We start from the raw sequence: 19,094 nt of genomic DNA on the forward strand, positions 1-19,094 counted from the left end.
TTTTAGCTGTGCCAGTCCAGTAGGGTGTGTTAGGGACGGGCTCGGCCTAATTTTCTCGGTAGCCAGTGTTAGGATAGCCCGTCCCGTAACGCACCGCCAGGGTTTGGACTACATCTTTACCACTACCATTCTCCTGAAACCTTCTGTTCCCTGTTCCCTGTTCCCTGTTCCCTGTTCCCTGTTCCCTGTTCCCTGTTCCCTATAGCTGAAACCCTTGATTTTTGGTTTAACTTGGTAAGTCCCACTAATTTTCCCAATCTTGGCTAGTATCACACAAAAAAGTATCCTCAATAATCTCATCAAAGGAATAAAGACAAGCTTCTGGAAACGTTCGTATTGGTAAATTAGTTTCTCGCAAAGCCAAATCAACACCTGCTTCATAGCCATCCATCATTGCTTCCGACCGGCGAGACTTTAAGCTGGGGTTTTGCCGTAAATGCCGTTTAATTGCCCGACGTTGCTCTCTAATACTCAAAAACCAACTGCGGCTACGATTCTCTGGTTGATACTGCCACTTCAGCAGATGACCAAGCAGAACGCAAAGGCGACTTACCAATTCCCGATATTCCTGTCTTCCCAAAGCTTGAATTTCTTCCTCCAGATGCTGCCAATCAAGCTTAGAAAATTGCTTGTGCTTCAGTGCTTGGGCCTGCTGCTGAGTCCAAGCATAAAAGTCTTGCTCGTATAGGGAAGGTTTATCCATACAATTTAAAAAATTATTACAGTTTTTTACATTAATCTAAATACCTATATAGTTTATTATCTCTTGCCTATTGCCTATTGCCTATTGCCTCTTGCCTCTTACCTATTCCCTCTTACCATGTGAGAAAATGGTACTTGTTAAGAACAAATTAGTACCATTTTTTAATACACAAGTACTAGTGCATTAGCAACAAGTACTAGTTACTGATAAAATAGTACTAATATGTGAGAAACTAGTACTGGTATGTGAGAAACGAGTACTGGTTTGCGAAAAACTAGTACTGGTTTGCGGTTAATGGGTACTCGTATGTTAGATATTAATACAGCACTACCCACTTCTGACTTCTGACTTCTGACTTCTGACTTCTAACTTCTGACTTCTAACTTCTGACTTCTTAAGAAACGCTATAATATTTCAATAAATATTGAAGAGCAGTTGATGGGAATGGCTGACAATACATCTGATGCCCAACTTGACTTTCTATTAGAGGTTCTACAAGCAACCGCAGACAGTAATGGTGACGCCCAGGTAGTTTACCCATTACTGGCAGACAATACAGACAAACTTAATGGTAGATTAGCAGAAGTATTGCGGGATTGGGCAACAAGTAAGCTGGCGGAATTGGAAGCAGATTATACGAAATACTTAGCAGCAGATATTGGCAATTTTAGCAATCTAATTCAGCAATTCCCCTTGGGTGACAAAGCCAGCACTATGGAAATTGCAATCACTGGCTATGAAGTCGTATTAACTGTTTTCAACCGCGACGCTTTTCCAAAAGCTTGGGCAACGACACAAAATAATATCGGAAATGCTTACCGTGACCGCATCGAAGGGGAGAAAGCTCAGAATATTGAAGATGCCATAGCTTGTTTCCAACAGGCTCTTAGAGTTTATACCTTTGAGGCATTTCCTTATGATTGGGCAACGACACAAAATAATATCGGAAATGCTTACGTTAACCGAATCAAAGGGGAGAAAGCTCAGAATATTGAAGAAGCGATCGCTTGTTATCAACAGGCTCTTAGAGTTTTTACCTTTGAGGCATTTCCTATTGAGTGGGCAACGACACAAAATAATATCGGAAATGCTTACCGTGACCGCATCAAAGGGGAGAAAGCTCAGAATATTGAAGATGCCATAGCTTGTTACAAACAGGCTCTTAGATTCAGAACATTTGAGGCATTTCCTTATGATTGGGCAAGGACAAAAAATAATATCGGAAATGCTTACGTTAACCGAATCAAAGGGGAGAAAGCTCAGAATATTGAAGAAGCGATCGCTTGTTATCAACAGGCTCTTAGATTCAGAACCTTTGAGGCATTTCCTTATGATTGGGCAATGACACAAAATAATATCGGTGCTGCTTACGGTAACCGCATCAAAGGGGAGAAAGCTCAGAATATTGAAGAATCGATCGCTTGTTATCAACAGGCTCTTAGAGTTTATACCTTTGAGGCATTTCCTATTGAGTGGGCATCGACACAAAATAATCTCGGAAATACTTACCGTGACCGAATAAAAGGGGAGAAAGCTCAGAATATTGAAGAAGCGATCGCTTGTTACCAACAGGCTCTTAGAGTTTACACCCGTGACGCTTTTCCTATTGAGTGGGCAACGACACAAAATAATATCGGTGCTGCTTACGGTAACCGCATCAAAGGGGAGAAAGCTCAGAATATTGAAGAAGCGATCGCTTGTTATCAACAGGCTCTTAGAGTTTATACCTTTGAGGCATTTTCTTATGATTGGGCAAGGACACAAAATAATCTCGGTATTGCTTACGGTGACCGCATCGAAGGGGAGAAAGCACAGAATATTGAAGAAGCGATCGCTTGTTACAAACAGGCTCTTAGAGTTTATACCTTTGAGTCATTTCCTATTGAGTGGGCAACGACACAAAATAATCTCGGTATTGCTTACATTGACCGAATCAAAGGGGAGAAAGCACAGAATATTGAAGAAGCGATCGCTTGTTACAAACAGGCTCTTAGAGTTTATACCTTTGAGGCATTTCCTTATGATTGGGCAAGGACACAAAATAATATCGGAAATGCTTACGGTGACCAAATAAAACGGGAGAAAGCACAGAATATTGAAGAAGCGATCGCTTGTTATCAACAGGCTCTTAGAGTTTATACCTTTGAGGCATTTCCTATTGAGTGGGCAAGGACACAAAATAATATCGGTATTGCTTACGGTGACCGCATCGAAGGGGAGAAACCACAGAATATTGAAGAAGCCATCGCTTGTTTACAAAAGGCTCTTAGAGTTTATACCTTTGAGGCATTTCCTATTGAGTGGGCATCGACACAAAATAATATCGGAAATGCTTACCGTGACCGCATCGAAGGGGAGAAAGTTCAGAAGATAGAAGATGCCATCGCTTGTTTACAACAGGCTCTTAGAGTTTATACCTTTGAGGCATTTCCTATTGAGTGGGCATCGACACAAAATAATATCGGAAATGCTTACCGTGACCGCATCGAAGGGGAGAAAGCTCAGAATATAGAAGATGCCATCGCTTGTTTACAACAGGCTCTTAGAGTTTTTACCTTTGAGGCATTTCCCCAAAAGTATCTAGATACTAACAATAATCTTGGTTTTGCTTACCAAGATGCTCAAAATTTTCCGGAAGCTTACAAGGCTTTTGATGCTGCCATTAAAACAGTAGAATTCCTGCGAGATGAAATTAATTCTGGTTCTGGAGTAGAAGAAGACAAGACCAAACTAGCTGAACAATACAACCGAAGCTATCGAGGCATTGTAGAAACTTGCCTAAAATCAAATAAGAGCACAGAAGCGATTGAATATGTTGAACGGAGCAAAACCCAGAATTTAGTTGAAAAGATTATCAGCGGTGACCTGAAAACTATCTTTCCTGTAGATGTTGTTACTAAACTAGAACAATACAGGGATGAAATAGCAGCAGGTCAATATCAAATCCAACAGGGCAAAGCTGAAAATCCAACCGTCCTGGCACAACGTCTTCAACAATTGCGACAGCAGCGCAATGATTTACAAGACCAATATTTACCTATCGGTTCTAGCTTTAACTTTGATAAATTTCATAATAAAAATTTGGATGACCACACTGCTATTGTACAATTTTACATTACACGCAATAAGCTGCTCACTTTCATCTTCACCCGCCAAACTGAACAGCCAATAGTTTGGCAATCTGAGTCACAAGACTTCGAGGAATTGTTAAATTGGGCAAATCGATATTGGCGAGACTACAATACAAAAAAATATGATTGGCAAAACGACCTTAGTAACCGCCTACATTCACTGGCAGAAATTATTTCTATTGATGACATTATTGAGCAGATTCCCGAAAGGTGCGACAGATTAATTTTAATCCCCCATCAGTTTTTACATTTGTTTCCCCTTCATGCTTTACCGATTAACAGTAAGCAGGGAGAAGCTACATCTAAAATTCTGATGAATCGCTTTCCAGCAGGGGTAAGTTACGCCCCTAGCTGTCAACTACTGCAACTTGCTCAAACCAGAAAACGTTTTGACTTTACCCATATGTTTGCTGTTCAAAACCCCACGGGTGACTTAAGTTACGCTAACATCGAAGTAGAAGTAATCAAAAACTACTTCAATGCAGCGGATACAGATGTCCTTGTGGAAAACGCTGCCACCAAAGCCGCCATAGATAGCAAACCTCTCAACACATTCCACTGTGTCCATTTTAGCTGTCATGGTTACTTTAACTACGAAGAACCAGGTAAATCGGCTCTGATTTTGGCAGATGCACGCCTCAGCCCTGCACCAGCTGAACTCAATCCAGAACAATATCTACCTTTGGATGACAATGAAGTAATTGACTTAGACAAATGCCTCACCTTAGATGCTATCTTTGCCCTGAAATTAGAACAGAAATTAGAACAATGTGGCCTTGTCACTCTTTCTGCTTGCGAAACAGGATTGATTGATTACACCAAAATCAGTGACGAATACATTGGTTTACCCAGTGGTTTCCTAGTTGCGGGTAGTCCAGCAGTAGTTAGTAGCCTTTGGACTGTCAACCAGGTGTCTACAGCGTTGTTGATGATTAAATTTTATCAGAATCTGCTAAAGCCAATGTCCTTAGCAGTTGCCCTTAACCAAGCGCAACTCTGGCTGCGGGATGCCACTGTAGAGGAATTGCTAGATTGGGCTGAACAGTTAACTCAAGAGTTGGAATTGGCTAATAACTTTAAGGAAGAAGTGGAGGAATACTTCGATTTATTTGACAATGAAGAAACCCCATTTGATTCTCCTTTTCATTGGGCGGCTTACTGCGCCATTGGACAATACTATCTTTAGTGAGATAAACATAAAAAAAATGAAAATTGAAAAAATTATCCAAGTTTTTCCGCAAATAATAAAAACTCAATTTGAAAAGTTTGAACTTGAAGACTTGCAAAGCTTAGACCAAGTTTTAGCAGCTTTAGACACTAAAATAGAGGAAACAGAATTAGTTAATATCCTCAAAAAATGGTTCAAAACCCATAAACAAGTCAGAGATACTATTATAAGCCTATTTGGTGATAATAAGGAATTAAAGCGTTCGCCCGATCTTCCGCCTAATTCCGAAGCAAGTATTCTTGAAAACTTATTTGAACTGCGACAAACCAACAAAGAAGTTATTAAAGCTAAAACTAATCAACAGGATCAAGAGCATAGTCAGCAATAAAGGGTAAGCATTGAGCTATCAGCTGATAGCTGATAGCTGACGGCTGACGGCTGATGGCTAACGGCTGAATAGCTAAAAAAATCTCAAACAATGACTCATAAAATCTACGCACCTAATATTCATCTCTTTGCCTTCCATCTTAGAAATAAATCTAGTAGTGATTCCCAACCAGACACGGATTATAACAGCGAACTGCTTTGGCACAAGTACGATCAGATTTGTGCTAAATTCCAAATTCAAGAGAAGCTAGACCTGAGAGAGGTTGCAGAAGGTTCCCGCATTGCTTTACTAAAAGGAGCCACCAAGGATAATATTCTCTTACCCTTGGAGGGTAAGTTACCTGTCAATAATGGCAAAGGAATAAGGATTACTGGTCAAGCTTGTCCACTCCAGATCTATGATAGTTATGCTCTCGGTTTGAATATTCGTATTCCTGAAGTTGAGAATAATCAGAAAACCGAAGACGTAGACCTGACTATATTCAAGGATTTTAATCCAGACCAGTGCTTTCTTCCCAGTAAAATTAACAGTAACATTAACAGTTCCCTAGGACAAATTCTGTTACTAACTGCTTGGCTACCCCAGAAGCAGCAGCAAGATTCCCATGTATGGAAAGAGATAGCTGATCAGTGTGTCCAGAATTTTCTGGGGGAAAAGGATAAGGATAACTGTCCAGCGCTGTATCAAGAAGGTCAATTATTTGATAGTCCGATTTTTGAATATGGCATTCCTGATAAATCTCAAGACTATGGCCAAATTTTTGTTTGGCTATTTTTAGGAGAAGACGTTAATGGCAACTATGGTGCCCGAGCTGACGAAAACTTTAGCTTGTTTTATCAATACTTTATTGATTTATTTTTTTATCGCCAGAAAGTCATTCGAGCTTATCAAATCAGCCGGGAGGTGTATAGTGATGTTAAACAACAATATCAAGAGATTAAAAAAATAATCAATGAAACGGCTCAAATTAAAGATAATCAGAGCTTACAGCCAGATGAATTGACCTCACTACCGAGAGCTGCAAGCCCCCTAAATCCCCCAATTCTGGGGGACTTTAACTCAAGTTCCCCCCAAAATTGGGGGGCTAGGGGGGCGAATAATTCCCCCCAAAATTGGGGGGCTAGGGGGGCGAAAGTTGCTGTATTATCTGAAGCGGAACTGTTGGACTTTAAGCATAAGCTGAGAATACTGCCGAAGCTAGACTTGAACTATTCAGACTGGCTGAGACAGTTAGAAAGCTATAGCTTGACAATCAAGATTAATGCTCACAATTATTCCGAAAAGCTTCAACAAATTCAAGAAAAATTACCCAATGACGAAGATTTAAGCTTTTTGTCAGTATTTGAGCATAAAATCAGCCCTACTTATCAAGAACAAATTCAAATAAACTTAAGCTATTTTGCCCATAGCTCCGCACTGTTAGACAAAGCGATTTCCTCAATCAGAGGTATTGTGGAAATTGAACAAGCAGAACGCGATCGCGCTTTGGAACAAGCCCTCAGAGATAAAGAGGAGGCTGATCGAGCCCGAGACAAACAAGCTGAGAAACAGGAGAAAAGACTACAACTTTGGATTACCTTCGTCGGTACTGGCCTAGCGGTCAGTGGTATTTCTTCCCAAAGCGACGCTAAACAACCTCTAGAAGTGATCCTGACCAAACTAGACCCGAAGGGATCCTTAGATTGCCCTAAAGATGGACTCTACCCTTGTTTGAGTTACAGTTTCGTGTTTGTGCTATTTCATGTTTTGATTGGTGTTGGAGTTGGTGCGATCGCTGCTTTTATTGTGGATCGAATTATCCATCGGGGGTCAAAATGATCTGCAAAGGGAGTAGGGAAGAGGTTACTTTACGCTGGTTGACTCAAGGCTTCCGTTAGATAATCTGCCGCTGCTTCCACTAATGCGATCGCATTTTCATAAATCATGCGAGTTGGTCCAATAATTCCCACACTTCCCACCGGCACTTGGTCTTGCTGATAGTTAGCAGATACCAAAGTACAGCCACGCATCGGTTCCAAGGAATTCTCCGCACCAATCCTAATATTCACACGAGAGTTAACTTCAAACTCTTCCGGTACTTTAAAGATTACTGACCACAGTTGCTCCTGTTCCTCTTCCAACAGATGCAGCAAGTCTAGAGTCTGGTCTATTTCCGAAAATTCTGGTTGACGCAACACCTCTGAGATGCCACGAATCATAATCGGGCTGGACTTAGGGACTACAGTGCGGCGGGTCAACTCAGCTAATAAATTGCTGAAAAAATCCGCATAGCGGACAAATTCTCGGTCTAATTCACCCCAATCTAATTTCTCCAATTCCCTGAGAGTTCTTCCGCGCAGCTTACTATTCAAAAAGTTAGATAATATTTTTAACTCCCGCTCCACAATCGACTCATCAACCGTCCTATCATCCTCTGACTGGGGCAGATTCATCAATACCGACTGAGTTTCATAACTATCGGTAACTATAATCAACATCACCTGCCCTAGCTCTAGGTGCATCAACTGTAGATGGCGCAGGCGAGTAGTGCGATTGTCAGGGAAAGTAATTAAAGCAATATATCCACTAACCGTTGCCAGAATTTGAGCAGCATTCCGTAGCAATACCTCAAACTTAGCTTCCTCCCAGTTCAACTTCTCTGCCAATAAATTCTCAACATACTGACTCAAGGTTTCTGACGGTTGAATCAGCTGGTCAACATAGGTTCGATAACCTGAATCAGAAGGAACCCTACCTGCAGAGGTATGGGGTTGATATAGTAGTCCAACTTTTTCCAACATACTCATGCAAGAACGAATCGTCGCTGGACTAACACTCAGGTCATATTCTTGAACCAAGGCTTTAGAACCAACCGGTTCCGCCGTGGCAATATAGTGACGAATAGTCGCCCAGAGAATATGTTGTTGCCGACTTGTTAAACTTAGTTGTTGGCGAGACATTTTGAACCAAAGCTGAACTTCATTTTAAAGGGAAAAAAGTCTAAATTAGAGGGAGGAGTTACCATTAAGGTGATAAAACATAATAACTAGGAAGCGATGCAGCGCGGTTTTGGGGGTTTCCCCCATGAGCGACTGAATTAAGACATAGAATTTTGCCTAAAAGCTGGCTTGAGTTAAGCAGTCTTTAGTCCAAAACAGTAGGGCTGATAATTAGATATCCCAATCAATCACCAAAAATCAGGGTTGGTTTTGGTGAAAGTTGGAAGTATCTGGCATTTATCCATAGCTATGGCAGCTTCTGCTCACCCAAGGATTAAGTTGGTTATTAATACATTTTCTCTAATAATATTTGCTGTAAGAACATTTGTTCTAAGATAGCAGAATCTACTCATAGCAGTAGTTAGCAGTGACCTGCAATTAGTAACGAGGAATGCTATCATCAACTATGATTGAGTAAGCGTCAATACCCCCAGCTACATTCTTGACATTCGTGAACCCCTGACTGATTAACCACTGACACATCTGAGCCGAGCGCATACCATGATGGCACATGACCATGGTTTCGACTGCGGGGTCAAAGCGAGTAGAGATTTCCCCAGACCACTGAGCAAATTCACTCAAAGGCAGAATTTCAAACCCTTCTATAGAAGCGATCGCAACTTCTTGCCGTTCTCGGACATCAATAAGCTGTAACTGCTCCGGGGAATCTGCCATCTGCCTTGCCAGTTGTTCAACACTGATTTCAAGAAGAGGTTGATCAAACGATTGAGCGACCATAGGACGGAAATAGCTGTAACGCGCTTGTTTTCTTAGTTTTGACCTTTATTTTACCTCTAGTCATCCCAATTTCATTGATTCGCCCTAAAGATAATGATCAGGTGATGGGCTGAGCAGCTATGGTCGCTGATTAATATGTACCAATATTTAAAGGAGTTACGATCAGCATTAACATCAGCTTTAAGTCGTCAGCTATCATGCTTAAAATAAACATCGAACACAATAATTTAATAGTTCGAGATTTTACAGAATTGAAAGTTTGGTCATTTGCCCATCTAAGTATTCAGGCGTTGGCTGATAGCACCTCAAGTAGCACCTCAAGTAGCGCTTAAGCTGATAGCTGATAGCTAATTGGTAAAGAATAAATTAATACCAAAGCTATAAATAAATAATTAATGTGGCAGATAGCAGAGTGTCACAGGTATTCCTATCAAACAACAGAGGTTTATAGGAAAATCTAAGTAAGTACTGTAATTTTTTATAGTTTACTCGTACTCAAATAGGGAGGAAATAGTAACAACTAGTCTTAGGAGGGTTTTGACAATGGTACGACAAGGTGTTAGAGGAGTCATAGCTTTAATAGTAGCCCTCTGTTCTATGCCAGTTTTATCTCAGACAGCGAATTTTGCTTCTTTAAACTTATCACCTGGTTTTTCCCCAAGTCAAGGACAGGTCAGTGGTCACACCGGTGGTGCTTACTCGTTGTCATCGATTGCGAATAGCGATCGCAACAATGATCCCTGTATCGGTTTTGGAGACCCTACTCCAGATCACCTGATGGTTTTGGAGACAGATTTCCATAATTTAACTATAGGGGTCAACACAGGGGGAAAGGATACCACTTTACTAATTCAGTTTCCCAACAATCAGATCCTTTGTGGGGATGATACAGGTTCAAAAAAAGATGCCAGCATAACCGCACAAAATTGGCCAGCTGGGACATACCAAATCTGGGTAGGTTCCTTTGAGGGAGGACAAAGGTGGGATTACACCCTGACAGCTGTTGAGTAACTAAAAACGGTAAACTAGTTAGTAATCTGTTCAAGTATTAATTCTGGTGACCCCTAGTGCTATCTGCCCTGATTGCTGACTTCCGTATTATCTTTGAGCGTGACCCAGCTGCTCAGAACTGGCTGGAAGTTTTGTTCTGCTACCCTGGTCTACAGGCTCTGCTGTTCCATCGCTGCTGTCACTGGTTACATGTGATTGGGATTCCATTCATTCCTCGACTGCTGAGTCAGTTATCCCGATTTGTTACAGGTATTGAAATTCATCCGGGTGCCAAAATTGGTCATGGTGTATTTATCGACCATGGTATGGGTGTGGTGATTGGAGAAACCGCCATTGTGGGAGACTACTGTCTAATCTATCAAGGTGTTACCCTCGGCGGTACAGGAAAGGAAAGTGGCAAGCGCCACCCTACTCTAGGAGAAAATGTAGTGCTGGGAGCTGGTGCTAAGGTGCTAGGGAATATCCAAATTGGTAATAATGTGCGCATTGGTGCTGGCTCAGTGGTCTTGCGAGATGTTCCTTCCGATTGTACTGTCGTCGGTATTCCAGGTCGGATTGTCTATCGTTCCGGTGTGCGAGTCAATCCCCTTGAACATGGTAGCTTGCCTGACTCAGAAGCCAAGGTAATTCGAGCGTTAGTAGACCGGATTGAGTCTCTCGAACAACAGCTGCAAGAGTTAGCTCAGCAAAAATCTTCAATGGCATCAATGATGTCTGATCACTCTTCAACACCAGATGCTCCAGAGAAGGGGGCTAATGCCCCATGTTGTGATCTCCAGGATAAAGAAATTCGGCAGTTTTTAGATAGTTTTGATACTCCCACCGCTAAATCGAAGATTATAGCGGGGGATTCTTAAGAGCATAAAACTCTTACTGGCACAGCCAAACAGCCGAAGCTAAGGATTAACAGCTTTTTGAAACCACTCCCCAGAACTGTCTTGGTAGTAAAGCCATCGGTTTTGGGGGAAACCCTGCAACGCTAGGTGATCCACCTTGACTGGTTCGATCAATAATAGGCAAAAATTTGGCAAAGGCTGATCTAGGGCAGGTGGCGGTGGGGAAAAGGCTTGTTTATCTGCTACTCTGGCAACACCAGGGTCAGGCCAAGCAAATTGTAAACGAGCTGCATCAGAAAGATTTTGCCAAGTCTCTTGGCGGACTTGTTGAAGTCCTTCGTCGGCATAATCAGCAGTGATCAGGGTCAACTGGCCTGCTAAACGAAATTGTTCGCGAGTGTTAGGAAAGTACCAACAAACTTCTCCCCAGGGATGATGATTAATGTCGTGAATTTTCTGGCTACGGGTATCGGTAATAACTTTGAGTTGGTTGGAATTGTCCAAAAAACCTCGAAAAACTACGGTGCGGTTAGCCGGATAGCCCTTGGGGTCAACGGTTGCAAGTTGAAAGTAACGGGCATAAGCTAGGCTCCGATTGTGATGGAGTGCGCGAGCTAGGGGCGATCGCCAAAGAGCAATAGGCATTTTTTTTGAGACATAGCCCAGAAAATAGCGCAAATGTAGGGTAGTTTCAAGCTCAGGATGGAACCAAGTCGCAAGTTGGCTGACAAAACGTTAGAATCCCAATTAGAATCCCAATCTAATCACTCATACAACTATTGGCAGCACAACCAGCACCAGGAGAGCAACTCATGTTCCTCAATGAACTGACACCAATTTTTGAAGAATTTACTCAGCAGCCTGTAGCTTTTTTGGGCGGATTTTTTTCAGGAGTGTTCCGCCTGAATCTCTCAGATGATCCTCTCAAAAGTTGGCTAGAGGCTCAAACTGGCTCTGAAGCAGACAAAGATGGTCATAACAGAAGCGAAAATGATAAAAATAATGGTCCGCAGTCGATTTCCATTGATTAAGAGCTAATTCAACTCTATTTAGCGTGGGTGTTTGGGGTATAATTGGTGCTTAAGCACCACCCTAAAACATTTTTTTGATGAATTATTAAATAGTGTCAACTAGACAACCACTGATAATCCCGTAAGTGAGCTATCATGAAACGGTATTCACAAGTTCAGGGATTACTAGGGTAAAATTTTGATATTGCTTCCCCCCCCTGAGGTGGTTGCCCACTGTCGAAATTTACCACTGGTTCCTCAGATATGACCGTGAGCAACCAAAATACGTTGTACTCCGTTCTTCTGTGCCTCTGAACTTTAGTTCTATGTTCTGCCTCATCGATCGACATGACCATTTACGTCGGAAACCTGTCCTATCAAGCCACCGAAGACGACTTAAAAACAGTTTTTGGAGACTACGGCACCGTTAAACGAGTTGTTATGCCCACAGACCGTGAAACCGGCAAAATGCGCGGGTTTGCCTTTGTGGAAATGACAGAATCAGATCAAGAAGACTCAGCTATATCTCAGTTGGATGGTGCTGAGTGGATGGGACGTAGAATCAGGGTCAATAAAGCCAGACCTCGGGAAAATCGTAGTAACGCTCCACGGCGCAATTCCTGGTAGTTGGTAATCAGCTGTTGAACAAGATTGAGCGACGTATTCCCCCACCTGGCTATCGCCACGCTGCGCGAACGTTCAGGTGGGGGTTAGGGGCGCACATGTCTTACGCCTTCTGTCCGGTCAATCCGGTCAAGAAACGACAAATTCTGTGCTATAACTAGGTTTATGTTGAGCGGTACGGCAAAGGGCAGAACAAGATTCTGAATAACCTGGAGGCACGACCTCTCAACGAAAGGGAAATCAAACCTGTAAATCCTGTGTAGTCGGTTTATATACGTCAGACTCTAGGTGAGAGATTATAAACATGGCCCCATAGCGGAAACGACTTGGGGGAACAGTCCAGCAAAAGTCCTGGAAGCAGGCGCGAGAATGCCGCCTGTCGCGAGGGATAAGCCCTTGTAATCAAGACGGACACTCCCACCTGGTACGCGAGGTGGGGGTACTTCACGAGTTCTCAATTTGACCGTTGACCGTTGACCGTTGACCACTAACAGTCAACAGTCAACAAGATTCATGTACTTAAAAAGTTCATGATATTAAAACTGTCTAATCTCCTAGACAAATACCTAATCCTCTAGCGGTTCTTACCAGAGTTCCGTTCGGATTCACAGCTTGATAATGCTTAATCGTTTCCTCAATCGGTACACTTACAACCTGGCGATATTGCCATGTAACCATCTGGTCATATCGTTCATTGGCGATTAAGTCAACTGCTGCCACACCGAAGGCTGAGGCAATTAAGCGATCAAGGGGTGAAGGAGTGGCACCCCGCTGGGTGTGTCCAAGAACTGTAACTCGCGTTTCCGCTCCAATCGAATTACAAATCTCTTGGGCTAGATATTGGCCAATGCCACCTAATCGACATTCACCAAACCCCACATTACTCTGAAGCACCTCACCGCTTGCAGTGCGAACCGCCTCGGAAACAACGATTAAACAGAAGTTTCGCCCTTGCTCCTGAAGTTGCTTAATTTTATGGCAGACATTGTCAAGGGTATAAGGAATTTCTGGAATCAGAATAACGTCAGCCCCTCCTGCAATGCCAGCACTGATAGCAATGTGACCAGCATCACGCCCCATCACTTCCAAAATCATCACCCGGTCATGGCTAGCCGCTGTGAAATGTAAGCGATCTAGAGCTTCGGTGGCAATGTTAACGGCAGTGTCAAACCCAATGGAGCGCTCGGTAATGGCAACGTCATTATCGATAGTCTTCGGTATACCTACCAATTTCATCCCCCCTTGTTGGGCAAGTTTGCGCAAAATAGCCAAACTGCCATCACCTCCAATACCAATTAGAGCGTCTAGTCCCAGTTGGTGATAGCCATCAGCAATATCACTGCTGCGATCGCATAGCGTACCATCTGGCATCGGAAAAGCAAAGGGGTCGCCTTTGTTAGTAGTGCCAAGCATTGTACCACCCATAGTCAAGATCCGATCAACCTTGTCCAAAGTTAGGTTAATCGCTTGAGGCGGATTTTGCATCAACCCCTGAGTAGCCCGACAGATGCCAAGCACCTCCCAGTTGTAAGTAGCCACAGCTCGGTGAGTCACAGCTCGAATCACCGCATTGAGACCAGCACAATCTCCACCACTGGTGAGAATGCCAATGCGTTTAGTTTCTCCCATAATCTCCGTTTAAGGTTGCAATGCTTATGTTCAGATCAATTTGACCTCAGGTATAGGCTCCAAGACAAGAAAAATGGTGTGAAGATTTGATTTCTGTATTTCTTCTAAAGTTATTAAGCATCATCAAAAATGCCTCCCTAAGATAGAAAGTGAAGAGGACTAGGCACTGGGCCAATCGGTACTCTTGCGAACACCAACATCTCTGACAAACCAAGTGCCCTAAGACCTAGGGAGGACAAAAATTATGGCAGAGGGAGCTGAACCTAGAACTCAAGAAAGAGCCCTGGATCGGGATTGTAAAACGTTATCCCGTCACGTTTTCGAGCAACTCCAAAGTTTTTCGATGGAGGCACAAGACCTAAGTGCCCTCATGAATCGCATCGCCCTAGCTGCCAAGCTAATTGCTCAACGCATGAGCCGAGCTGGTTTGATGGAAGGGGTGTTAGGATTCACCGGTGAAGTCAATGTGCAGGGTGAATCTGTCAAAAGGATGGATCTCTATGCCAATGATGTTTTCATCTCGGTATTTAAGCAAAGTGGTCTCGTCTGTCGCTTGGCCTCCGAGGAAATGGAAAAACCCTACTATATCCCGGAGAATTGCCCAATTGGACGTTACACTCTGCTGTATGACCCCATTGATGGTTCCTCCAATATCGACACGAACTTGAATGTTGGTTCGATTTTTTCGATTCGTAAGCAAGAAGGAGAGGATCTAGACGGGGAAGCCCGTGATCTTCTCCAAAACGGGCATAAGCAAATTGCTGCTGGCTACGTTCTCTATGGTCCTAGCACAATGCTGGTGTATTCCATCGGCACGGGTGTTCATGCCTTCACTCTCGATCCAACCTTGGGAGAGTTTATCCTGTCGAAGGAAAACATTCAGGTGCCAGAACATGGCCCAGTGTATAGCACCAATGAAGGCAACTTCTGGCAGTGGGAAGAATCCATACGGGACTATGTTCGCTATGTCCATCGCCATGAAGGCTATACCGCTCGCTATGGTGGGGCATTAGTGGGAGATTTTCACCGCATCTTGTATCAGGGCGGTGTATTCCTTTATCCCGGTACTGTGAAAAAACCAGAAGGGAAGTTGCGTCTACTATACGAATCTTCTCCCCTAGCCTTTTTGATAGAACAAGCCGGAGGCGCTGCCAGTACAGGTACCGAAGACATTTTGGACACTGTGCCAACAACCCTCCATGCTCGTACTCCATTAATTATTGGCAGCAAAGAGGATGTAGCTTTGGTCAAGTCCTTCATCGAGGAAAAGGCAAGGCAGGCGCAAGAAAAGTTGGAAGTGGCAGGGCACGTAGATCAGGGTGAACCGGTTGAAGGTTAACTGGTTGAAGGTTGAAGGTTGAAGGTTGAAGGTTAACTGGTTGAACGCGCACGCGTGGCCTTTTGGCCAAGGTTAAGCGGTTGAACGCGCACGCGTGGCCTTTTGGCCAAGGTTAACAGGTTGAACGCGATGGACGAAGTCCCGCAATCGAGCGATCGCGTGGCCAAAGGCCAAGGTTAACCGGTTGAACGCGATGGACGAAGTCCCGCAATCGAGCGATCGCGTGGCCAAAGGCCAAGGTTAACCGGTTGAAGGTGGCAATGAATACCTCCCTACCCTTCGGTTTTTCCTTTGGGGTAAGGCCACGGCTAATCTTTGAGAAAAGCTTCGCCGAACTCCAACCAACCGTCAAGCCAATAGTCAAGCCAATAACTTTCAACCAACCAACTAACCCTACACCGAACCCCAAGGCGAACAACCAATCAACCAACCTTCAACCAATCAACCTTCAACCACCCAACCTTCAACCACCCAACCTTCAACCAACCAACCTTCAACCAACCAACCTTCAACCAACCAACCTTCAACCAACCAACCTTCAACCTTCAACCAACCAACCCTACACCGAACCCGAAAGGTGAACAACCTTAAACCCTTGACAAATAACACATAAGGAGCTAAGCAATGACAACGACAGCCGAGAATCCGATTTTTCAGATTGAAAAAAATTATGGTCAGAGTATCTGGATGGATAATCTCAGCCGCACGCTGATTGAGTCTGGAGAACTAAAAGAACTGATTAAAACCCGGGGAATTTGTGGGATAACCTCCAACCCAGCAATTTTTGAAAAAGCGATCGCAGGCAATGCCATCTACGATACCGATATCGAAGCCGGTATTCGTGCCGAGAAGTCGGTGATGGAAATTTACGAAACCCTGGTATTTGAAGACATTTCTAATGCTTGTGATATCTTCAAACCTGTCTACGACCAAACCAATGGGTTAGATGGTTACGTCAGCATTGAAGTCCCACCCACTATCGCCAAAGATACTCAAAGCACGATTTCCGAAGCCCAACGCTATTACGAAGCTATTGGTAGGGAAAACGTGATGATTAAGATTCCCGGTACCCCAGAAGGGTTACCCGCAGTAGAGCAAGCTATCAGTGAAGGCATCAACGTTAATGTCACCTTGCTCTTCTCTGTAGAAAGCTACGTTGAGACATTCTGGGCTTATATCCGGGGTTTGGAAAAACGAGCCGCAGAAGGGAAAGATATTAGCAAGATTGCTTCTGTAGCTAGTTTCTTCCTCAGCCGCATTGATACCAAAGTGGATGCCAAATTGGAGGAAAAAAGTGCGGCGAGCGATGACCCCAATGTGACAGAGAAGCTAAAGGGAATCGAAGGCAAAGTTGCGATCGCTAACGCTAAAGTTGCCTACCAGAAGTACAAAGAAATTATCCAAAGCGATCGCTGGAAAGCTCTATCAGCAAAAGGTGCACAGGTACAACGGTTATTGTGGGCAAGCACCAGTACCAAAAACCCTGCCTACAGCGATGTGATGTATGTCGATGAACTTATTGGACCGAATACTGTCAACACCCTGCCTCCCAATACCATCGAAGCTTGTGCCGATCACTGTTCCCCAGAAAGTCGGATTGAGACAGGTGTTGAAGAAGCTTACCAAACCATAAACTCTCTTAACGATCCTGATGTCAATATCAATCTCAGCGAAGTTATGGATGAATTACTTGAGGAAGGGATCGTTAAATTTGTTAAGCCCTTTGATTCCTTAATATCATCTTTAGAAAGCAAAGTCAAACTATTGGCTACGGTGTAATAGAAGACGTTGAAGGTTGCCAGTTAATTTAGGTTGAAGGTTGTCGGTTGACAAAATGGCTTCGATAGAAAGCTAATTTAAAGTGTTAACCGTCACCCTTCAGCCTACCCTAAAACGAACACCTGGGTAACAACAACCTTTAACCTTTAACCTTTAACCTGATAACCTTGGCCAAAAGGCCACGCTACGCGAACACCCTGATCACCTTCAATAGGCAAAGATGGTTACTCTGCTAGAAAATCCCTTAAGAGTGGGCTTGCAACAGGAGCGCACGCCAGAACCATTGATTATGGTGATTTATGGCGCGTCCGGAGATTTGACTAAACGCAAGCTCGTACCAGCACTTTACCAGCTTAAACGAGAACGACGTCTACCACCAGAAATTACCATAGTTGGTGTTGCCCGTCGAGATTGGACTCATGACTACTTCCGGGAACAAATGCGGGAGGGAATTGAGGAATTTTCCGACGGGATTCAATCGGAGGAGTTGTGGCAAGACTTTGCCGATGGCCTGTTTTACTGTTCCGGTGACATGGATAAAGCCGAAAGTTACCAGAAGCTGAAAGCCTTCTTGGCAGAACTCGATGGTAAACGGGGAACACGGGGAAACCGGGTATTTTATTTAGCGGTAGCTCCCAGATTCTTCACAGAAGCCATCCAGCAATTGGGGGCAGCGGGAATGTTGAGTGACCCAGTCAAGCAGCGCTTGGTAATTGAAAAACCCTTCGGAAAGGATTTAAGTTCAGCTCAATCTCTGAACCGGGTGGTACAAAAAGTTTGCAAGGAAGAGCAAATTTACCGCATTGACCACTATCTCGGCAAAGAAACCGTTCAGAATCTGTTAGTGTTCCGTTTTGGTAATGCTATATTTGAGCCCCTTTGGAATCGCCAGTTTGTTGACCATATCCAAATTACCGTAGGCGAATCGGTAGGGGTAGAGGAACGGGCAGGTTACTACGACAAATCCGGCGCACTGCGGGATATGGTGCAGAACCATTTGATGCAGCTATTTTGCCTAACGGCCATGGAAGCTCCCAATGCTCTGGACGCTGACAGTATCCGTACTGAAAAGGTCAAGGTGATTCAAGCTACTCACCTGGCAGATATTCATAATCTAGAAAATTCAGCAGTGCGGGGTCAGTATGCAGCAGGTTGGATGAAAGGCAAACAAGTGCCTGGGTATCGGGAAGAGAAAGGGGTTGACCCCAATTCCACTACCCCCACCTATGTCGCCCTAAAGCTACTGATTGATAACTGGCGCTGGCAAGGAGTTCCCTTTTACCTGCGCACGGGTAAACGACTGCCGAAGAAGGTCAGTGAGATCTCCATTCAGTTTCGTAAAGTTCCCCTAATGATTTTTAAATCTGCGGCTCAGCAGACTAGCCCCAATGTCTTAACTCTGCGCTTGCAGCCCAATGAGGGAATTTCTCTGCGTTTTGAGGCGAAACGGCCAGGACCAGATTTGCGCACCCGCACCGTAGATATGGACTTTAGCTACGGTTCTTCCTTTGGTGTGGCAACCGCTGATGCGTATAATCGACTGTTACTTGACTGTATGTTAGGGGATCAAACCTTGTTTACCCGTGCTGATGAAGTGGAAGAAGCCTGGCGGGTAGTGACACCAGCCTTAGCAGCTTGGGATGGTCCGGCTGACCCAGCATCGATACCTCAGTATGAAGCAGGAACTTGGGAACCGAAGGAAGCTGAAAACCTCATTAATCGAGATGGGCGTCGTTGGCGCAGACTTTAAGTTAGTTAGT

The 19,094-nt window shown here is 43.9% G+C and carries 17 protein-coding genes; 11 read left to right on the forward strand and 6 right to left on the reverse strand.

Translation table 11 applies throughout. From position 1 onward, the window contains the following. Positions 1 to 244: 244 nt before the first annotated feature. Positions 245 to 703 carry a DUF29 domain-containing protein gene (locus F6K53_RS11320; protein ID WP_293080763.1) on the reverse strand — a complete coding sequence of 153 codons (459 nt, stop codon included), beginning with the start codon at positions 701 to 703 and terminating at the stop codon, positions 245 to 247. A gap of 444 nt (positions 704 to 1,147) precedes the next feature. On the opposite strand from F6K53_RS11320, the gene F6K53_RS11325 reads away from it, so the two are divergent. From F6K53_RS11325 to F6K53_RS11335, 3 genes are all read left to right on the forward strand, one after another. Then, positions 1,148 to 5,020 (forward strand): CHAT domain-containing tetratricopeptide repeat protein, encoded by a 3,873-nt coding sequence (locus F6K53_RS11325; protein ID WP_293080766.1) that lies wholly within the window; start codon positions 1,148 to 1,150, stop codon positions 5,018 to 5,020. 19 nt (positions 5,021 to 5,039) lie between these two features. Next, positions 5,040 to 5,390, forward strand: a complete 351-nt coding sequence (locus F6K53_RS11330) for a hypothetical protein (RefSeq protein WP_293080769.1) — start codon at positions 5,040 to 5,042, stop codon at positions 5,388 to 5,390. 90 nt (positions 5,391 to 5,480) lie between these two features. Then, positions 5,481 to 7,208: a hypothetical protein gene (locus F6K53_RS11335; RefSeq protein ID WP_293080772.1), complete on the forward strand. Its 1,728-nt coding sequence runs from the start codon at positions 5,481 to 5,483 to the stop codon at positions 7,206 to 7,208. Between the two features lie 29 nt (positions 7,209 to 7,237). Here the strand turns inward: F6K53_RS11335 and hrcA are convergent, their stop codons facing one another. Together hrcA and F6K53_RS11345 are read right to left on the reverse strand one after the other, a co-directional pair. Next, a complete protein-coding gene (hrcA, locus tag F6K53_RS11340) occupies positions 7,238 to 8,329 on the reverse strand; it encodes a heat-inducible transcriptional repressor HrcA (RefSeq protein WP_293080775.1) in 1,092 nt (363 codons plus the stop codon). Between the two features lie 417 nt (positions 8,330 to 8,746). Beyond that, positions 8,747 to 9,106, reverse strand: coding sequence for a rhodanese-like domain-containing protein (locus tag F6K53_RS11345; RefSeq protein ID WP_293068915.1), 360 nt, complete (start codon positions 9,104 to 9,106; stop codon positions 8,747 to 8,749). A gap of 597 nt (positions 9,107 to 9,703) precedes the next feature. On the opposite strand from F6K53_RS11345, the gene F6K53_RS11350 reads away from it, so the two are divergent. Both F6K53_RS11350 and cysE read left to right on the forward strand, forming a co-directional pair. After that, a complete protein-coding gene (locus tag F6K53_RS11350) occupies positions 9,704 to 10,117 on the forward strand; it encodes a hypothetical protein (RefSeq protein WP_293068918.1) in 414 nt (137 codons plus the stop codon). Between the two features lie 56 nt (positions 10,118 to 10,173). After that, positions 10,174 to 10,974, forward strand: a complete 801-nt coding sequence (cysE, locus tag F6K53_RS11355) for a serine O-acetyltransferase (RefSeq protein WP_293017371.1) — start codon at positions 10,174 to 10,176, stop codon at positions 10,972 to 10,974. Positions 10,975 to 11,013: 39 nt separating this feature from the next. Here the strand turns inward: cysE and F6K53_RS11360 are convergent, their stop codons facing one another. After that, positions 11,014 to 11,598 (reverse strand): Npun_F5749 family FMN-dependent PPOX-type flavoprotein, encoded by a 585-nt coding sequence (locus F6K53_RS11360; RefSeq protein WP_293017372.1) that lies wholly within the window; start codon positions 11,596 to 11,598, stop codon positions 11,014 to 11,016. A gap of 167 nt (positions 11,599 to 11,765) precedes the next feature. Here F6K53_RS11360 and F6K53_RS11365 point away from each other — a divergent pair, with 167 nt between their 5' ends. After that, a complete protein-coding gene (locus F6K53_RS11365; RefSeq protein WP_293017579.1) occupies positions 11,766 to 11,984 on the forward strand; it encodes a hypothetical protein in 219 nt (72 codons plus the stop codon). A gap of 327 nt (positions 11,985 to 12,311) precedes the next feature. Then, positions 12,312 to 12,590: an RNA-binding protein gene (locus tag F6K53_RS11370; protein WP_075902801.1), complete on the forward strand. Its 279-nt coding sequence runs from the start codon at positions 12,312 to 12,314 to the stop codon at positions 12,588 to 12,590. 543 nt (positions 12,591 to 13,133) lie between these two features. Here the strand turns inward: F6K53_RS11370 and F6K53_RS11375 are convergent. Continuing rightward, entirely contained in the window at positions 13,134 to 14,216 is a 1,083-nt protein-coding gene (locus tag F6K53_RS11375) for an ATP-dependent 6-phosphofructokinase (RefSeq protein WP_293017373.1), read from the reverse strand. Between the two features lie 244 nt (positions 14,217 to 14,460). On the opposite strand from F6K53_RS11375, the gene fbp reads away from it, so the two are divergent. Next, positions 14,461 to 15,555 carry a class 1 fructose-bisphosphatase gene (gene fbp / locus F6K53_RS11380; RefSeq protein ID WP_293017374.1) on the forward strand — a complete coding sequence of 365 codons (1,095 nt, stop codon included), beginning with the start codon at positions 14,461 to 14,463 and terminating at the stop codon, positions 15,553 to 15,555. Positions 15,556 to 15,667: 112 nt separating this feature from the next. On the opposite strand, the gene F6K53_RS11385 is transcribed toward fbp, so the two are convergent. Beyond that, a complete protein-coding gene (locus F6K53_RS11385) occupies positions 15,668 to 15,793 on the reverse strand; it encodes a hypothetical protein (RefSeq protein ID WP_293038000.1) in 126 nt (41 codons plus the stop codon). 16 nt (positions 15,794 to 15,809) lie between these two features. Between F6K53_RS11385 and F6K53_RS11390 the strand changes: the two genes are divergently transcribed. The 3 genes from F6K53_RS11390 (at position 15,810) to zwf (ending at position 19,084) form a co-directional block, all read left to right on the forward strand. Beyond that, positions 15,810 to 16,136, forward strand: coding sequence for a hypothetical protein (locus F6K53_RS11390; RefSeq protein ID WP_293080778.1), 327 nt, complete (start codon positions 15,810 to 15,812; stop codon positions 16,134 to 16,136). Positions 16,137 to 16,179: 43 nt separating this feature from the next. Beyond that, positions 16,180 to 17,334 carry a transaldolase gene (gene tal, locus F6K53_RS11395; protein WP_293017376.1) on the forward strand — a complete coding sequence of 385 codons (1,155 nt, stop codon included), beginning with the start codon at positions 16,180 to 16,182 and terminating at the stop codon, positions 17,332 to 17,334. A 220-nt stretch (positions 17,335 to 17,554) separates the two neighbouring features. Next, positions 17,555 to 19,084: a glucose-6-phosphate dehydrogenase gene (gene zwf, locus F6K53_RS11400; RefSeq protein WP_293017377.1), complete on the forward strand. Its 1,530-nt coding sequence runs from the start codon at positions 17,555 to 17,557 to the stop codon at positions 19,082 to 19,084. Positions 19,085 to 19,094: the final 10 nt, after the last annotated feature.

This window comes from Moorena sp. SIO4A1 (genome assembly GCF_010672065.1).
In the GTDB taxonomy this organism is placed as follows: domain Bacteria; phylum Cyanobacteriota; class Cyanobacteriia; order Cyanobacteriales; family Coleofasciculaceae; genus Moorena.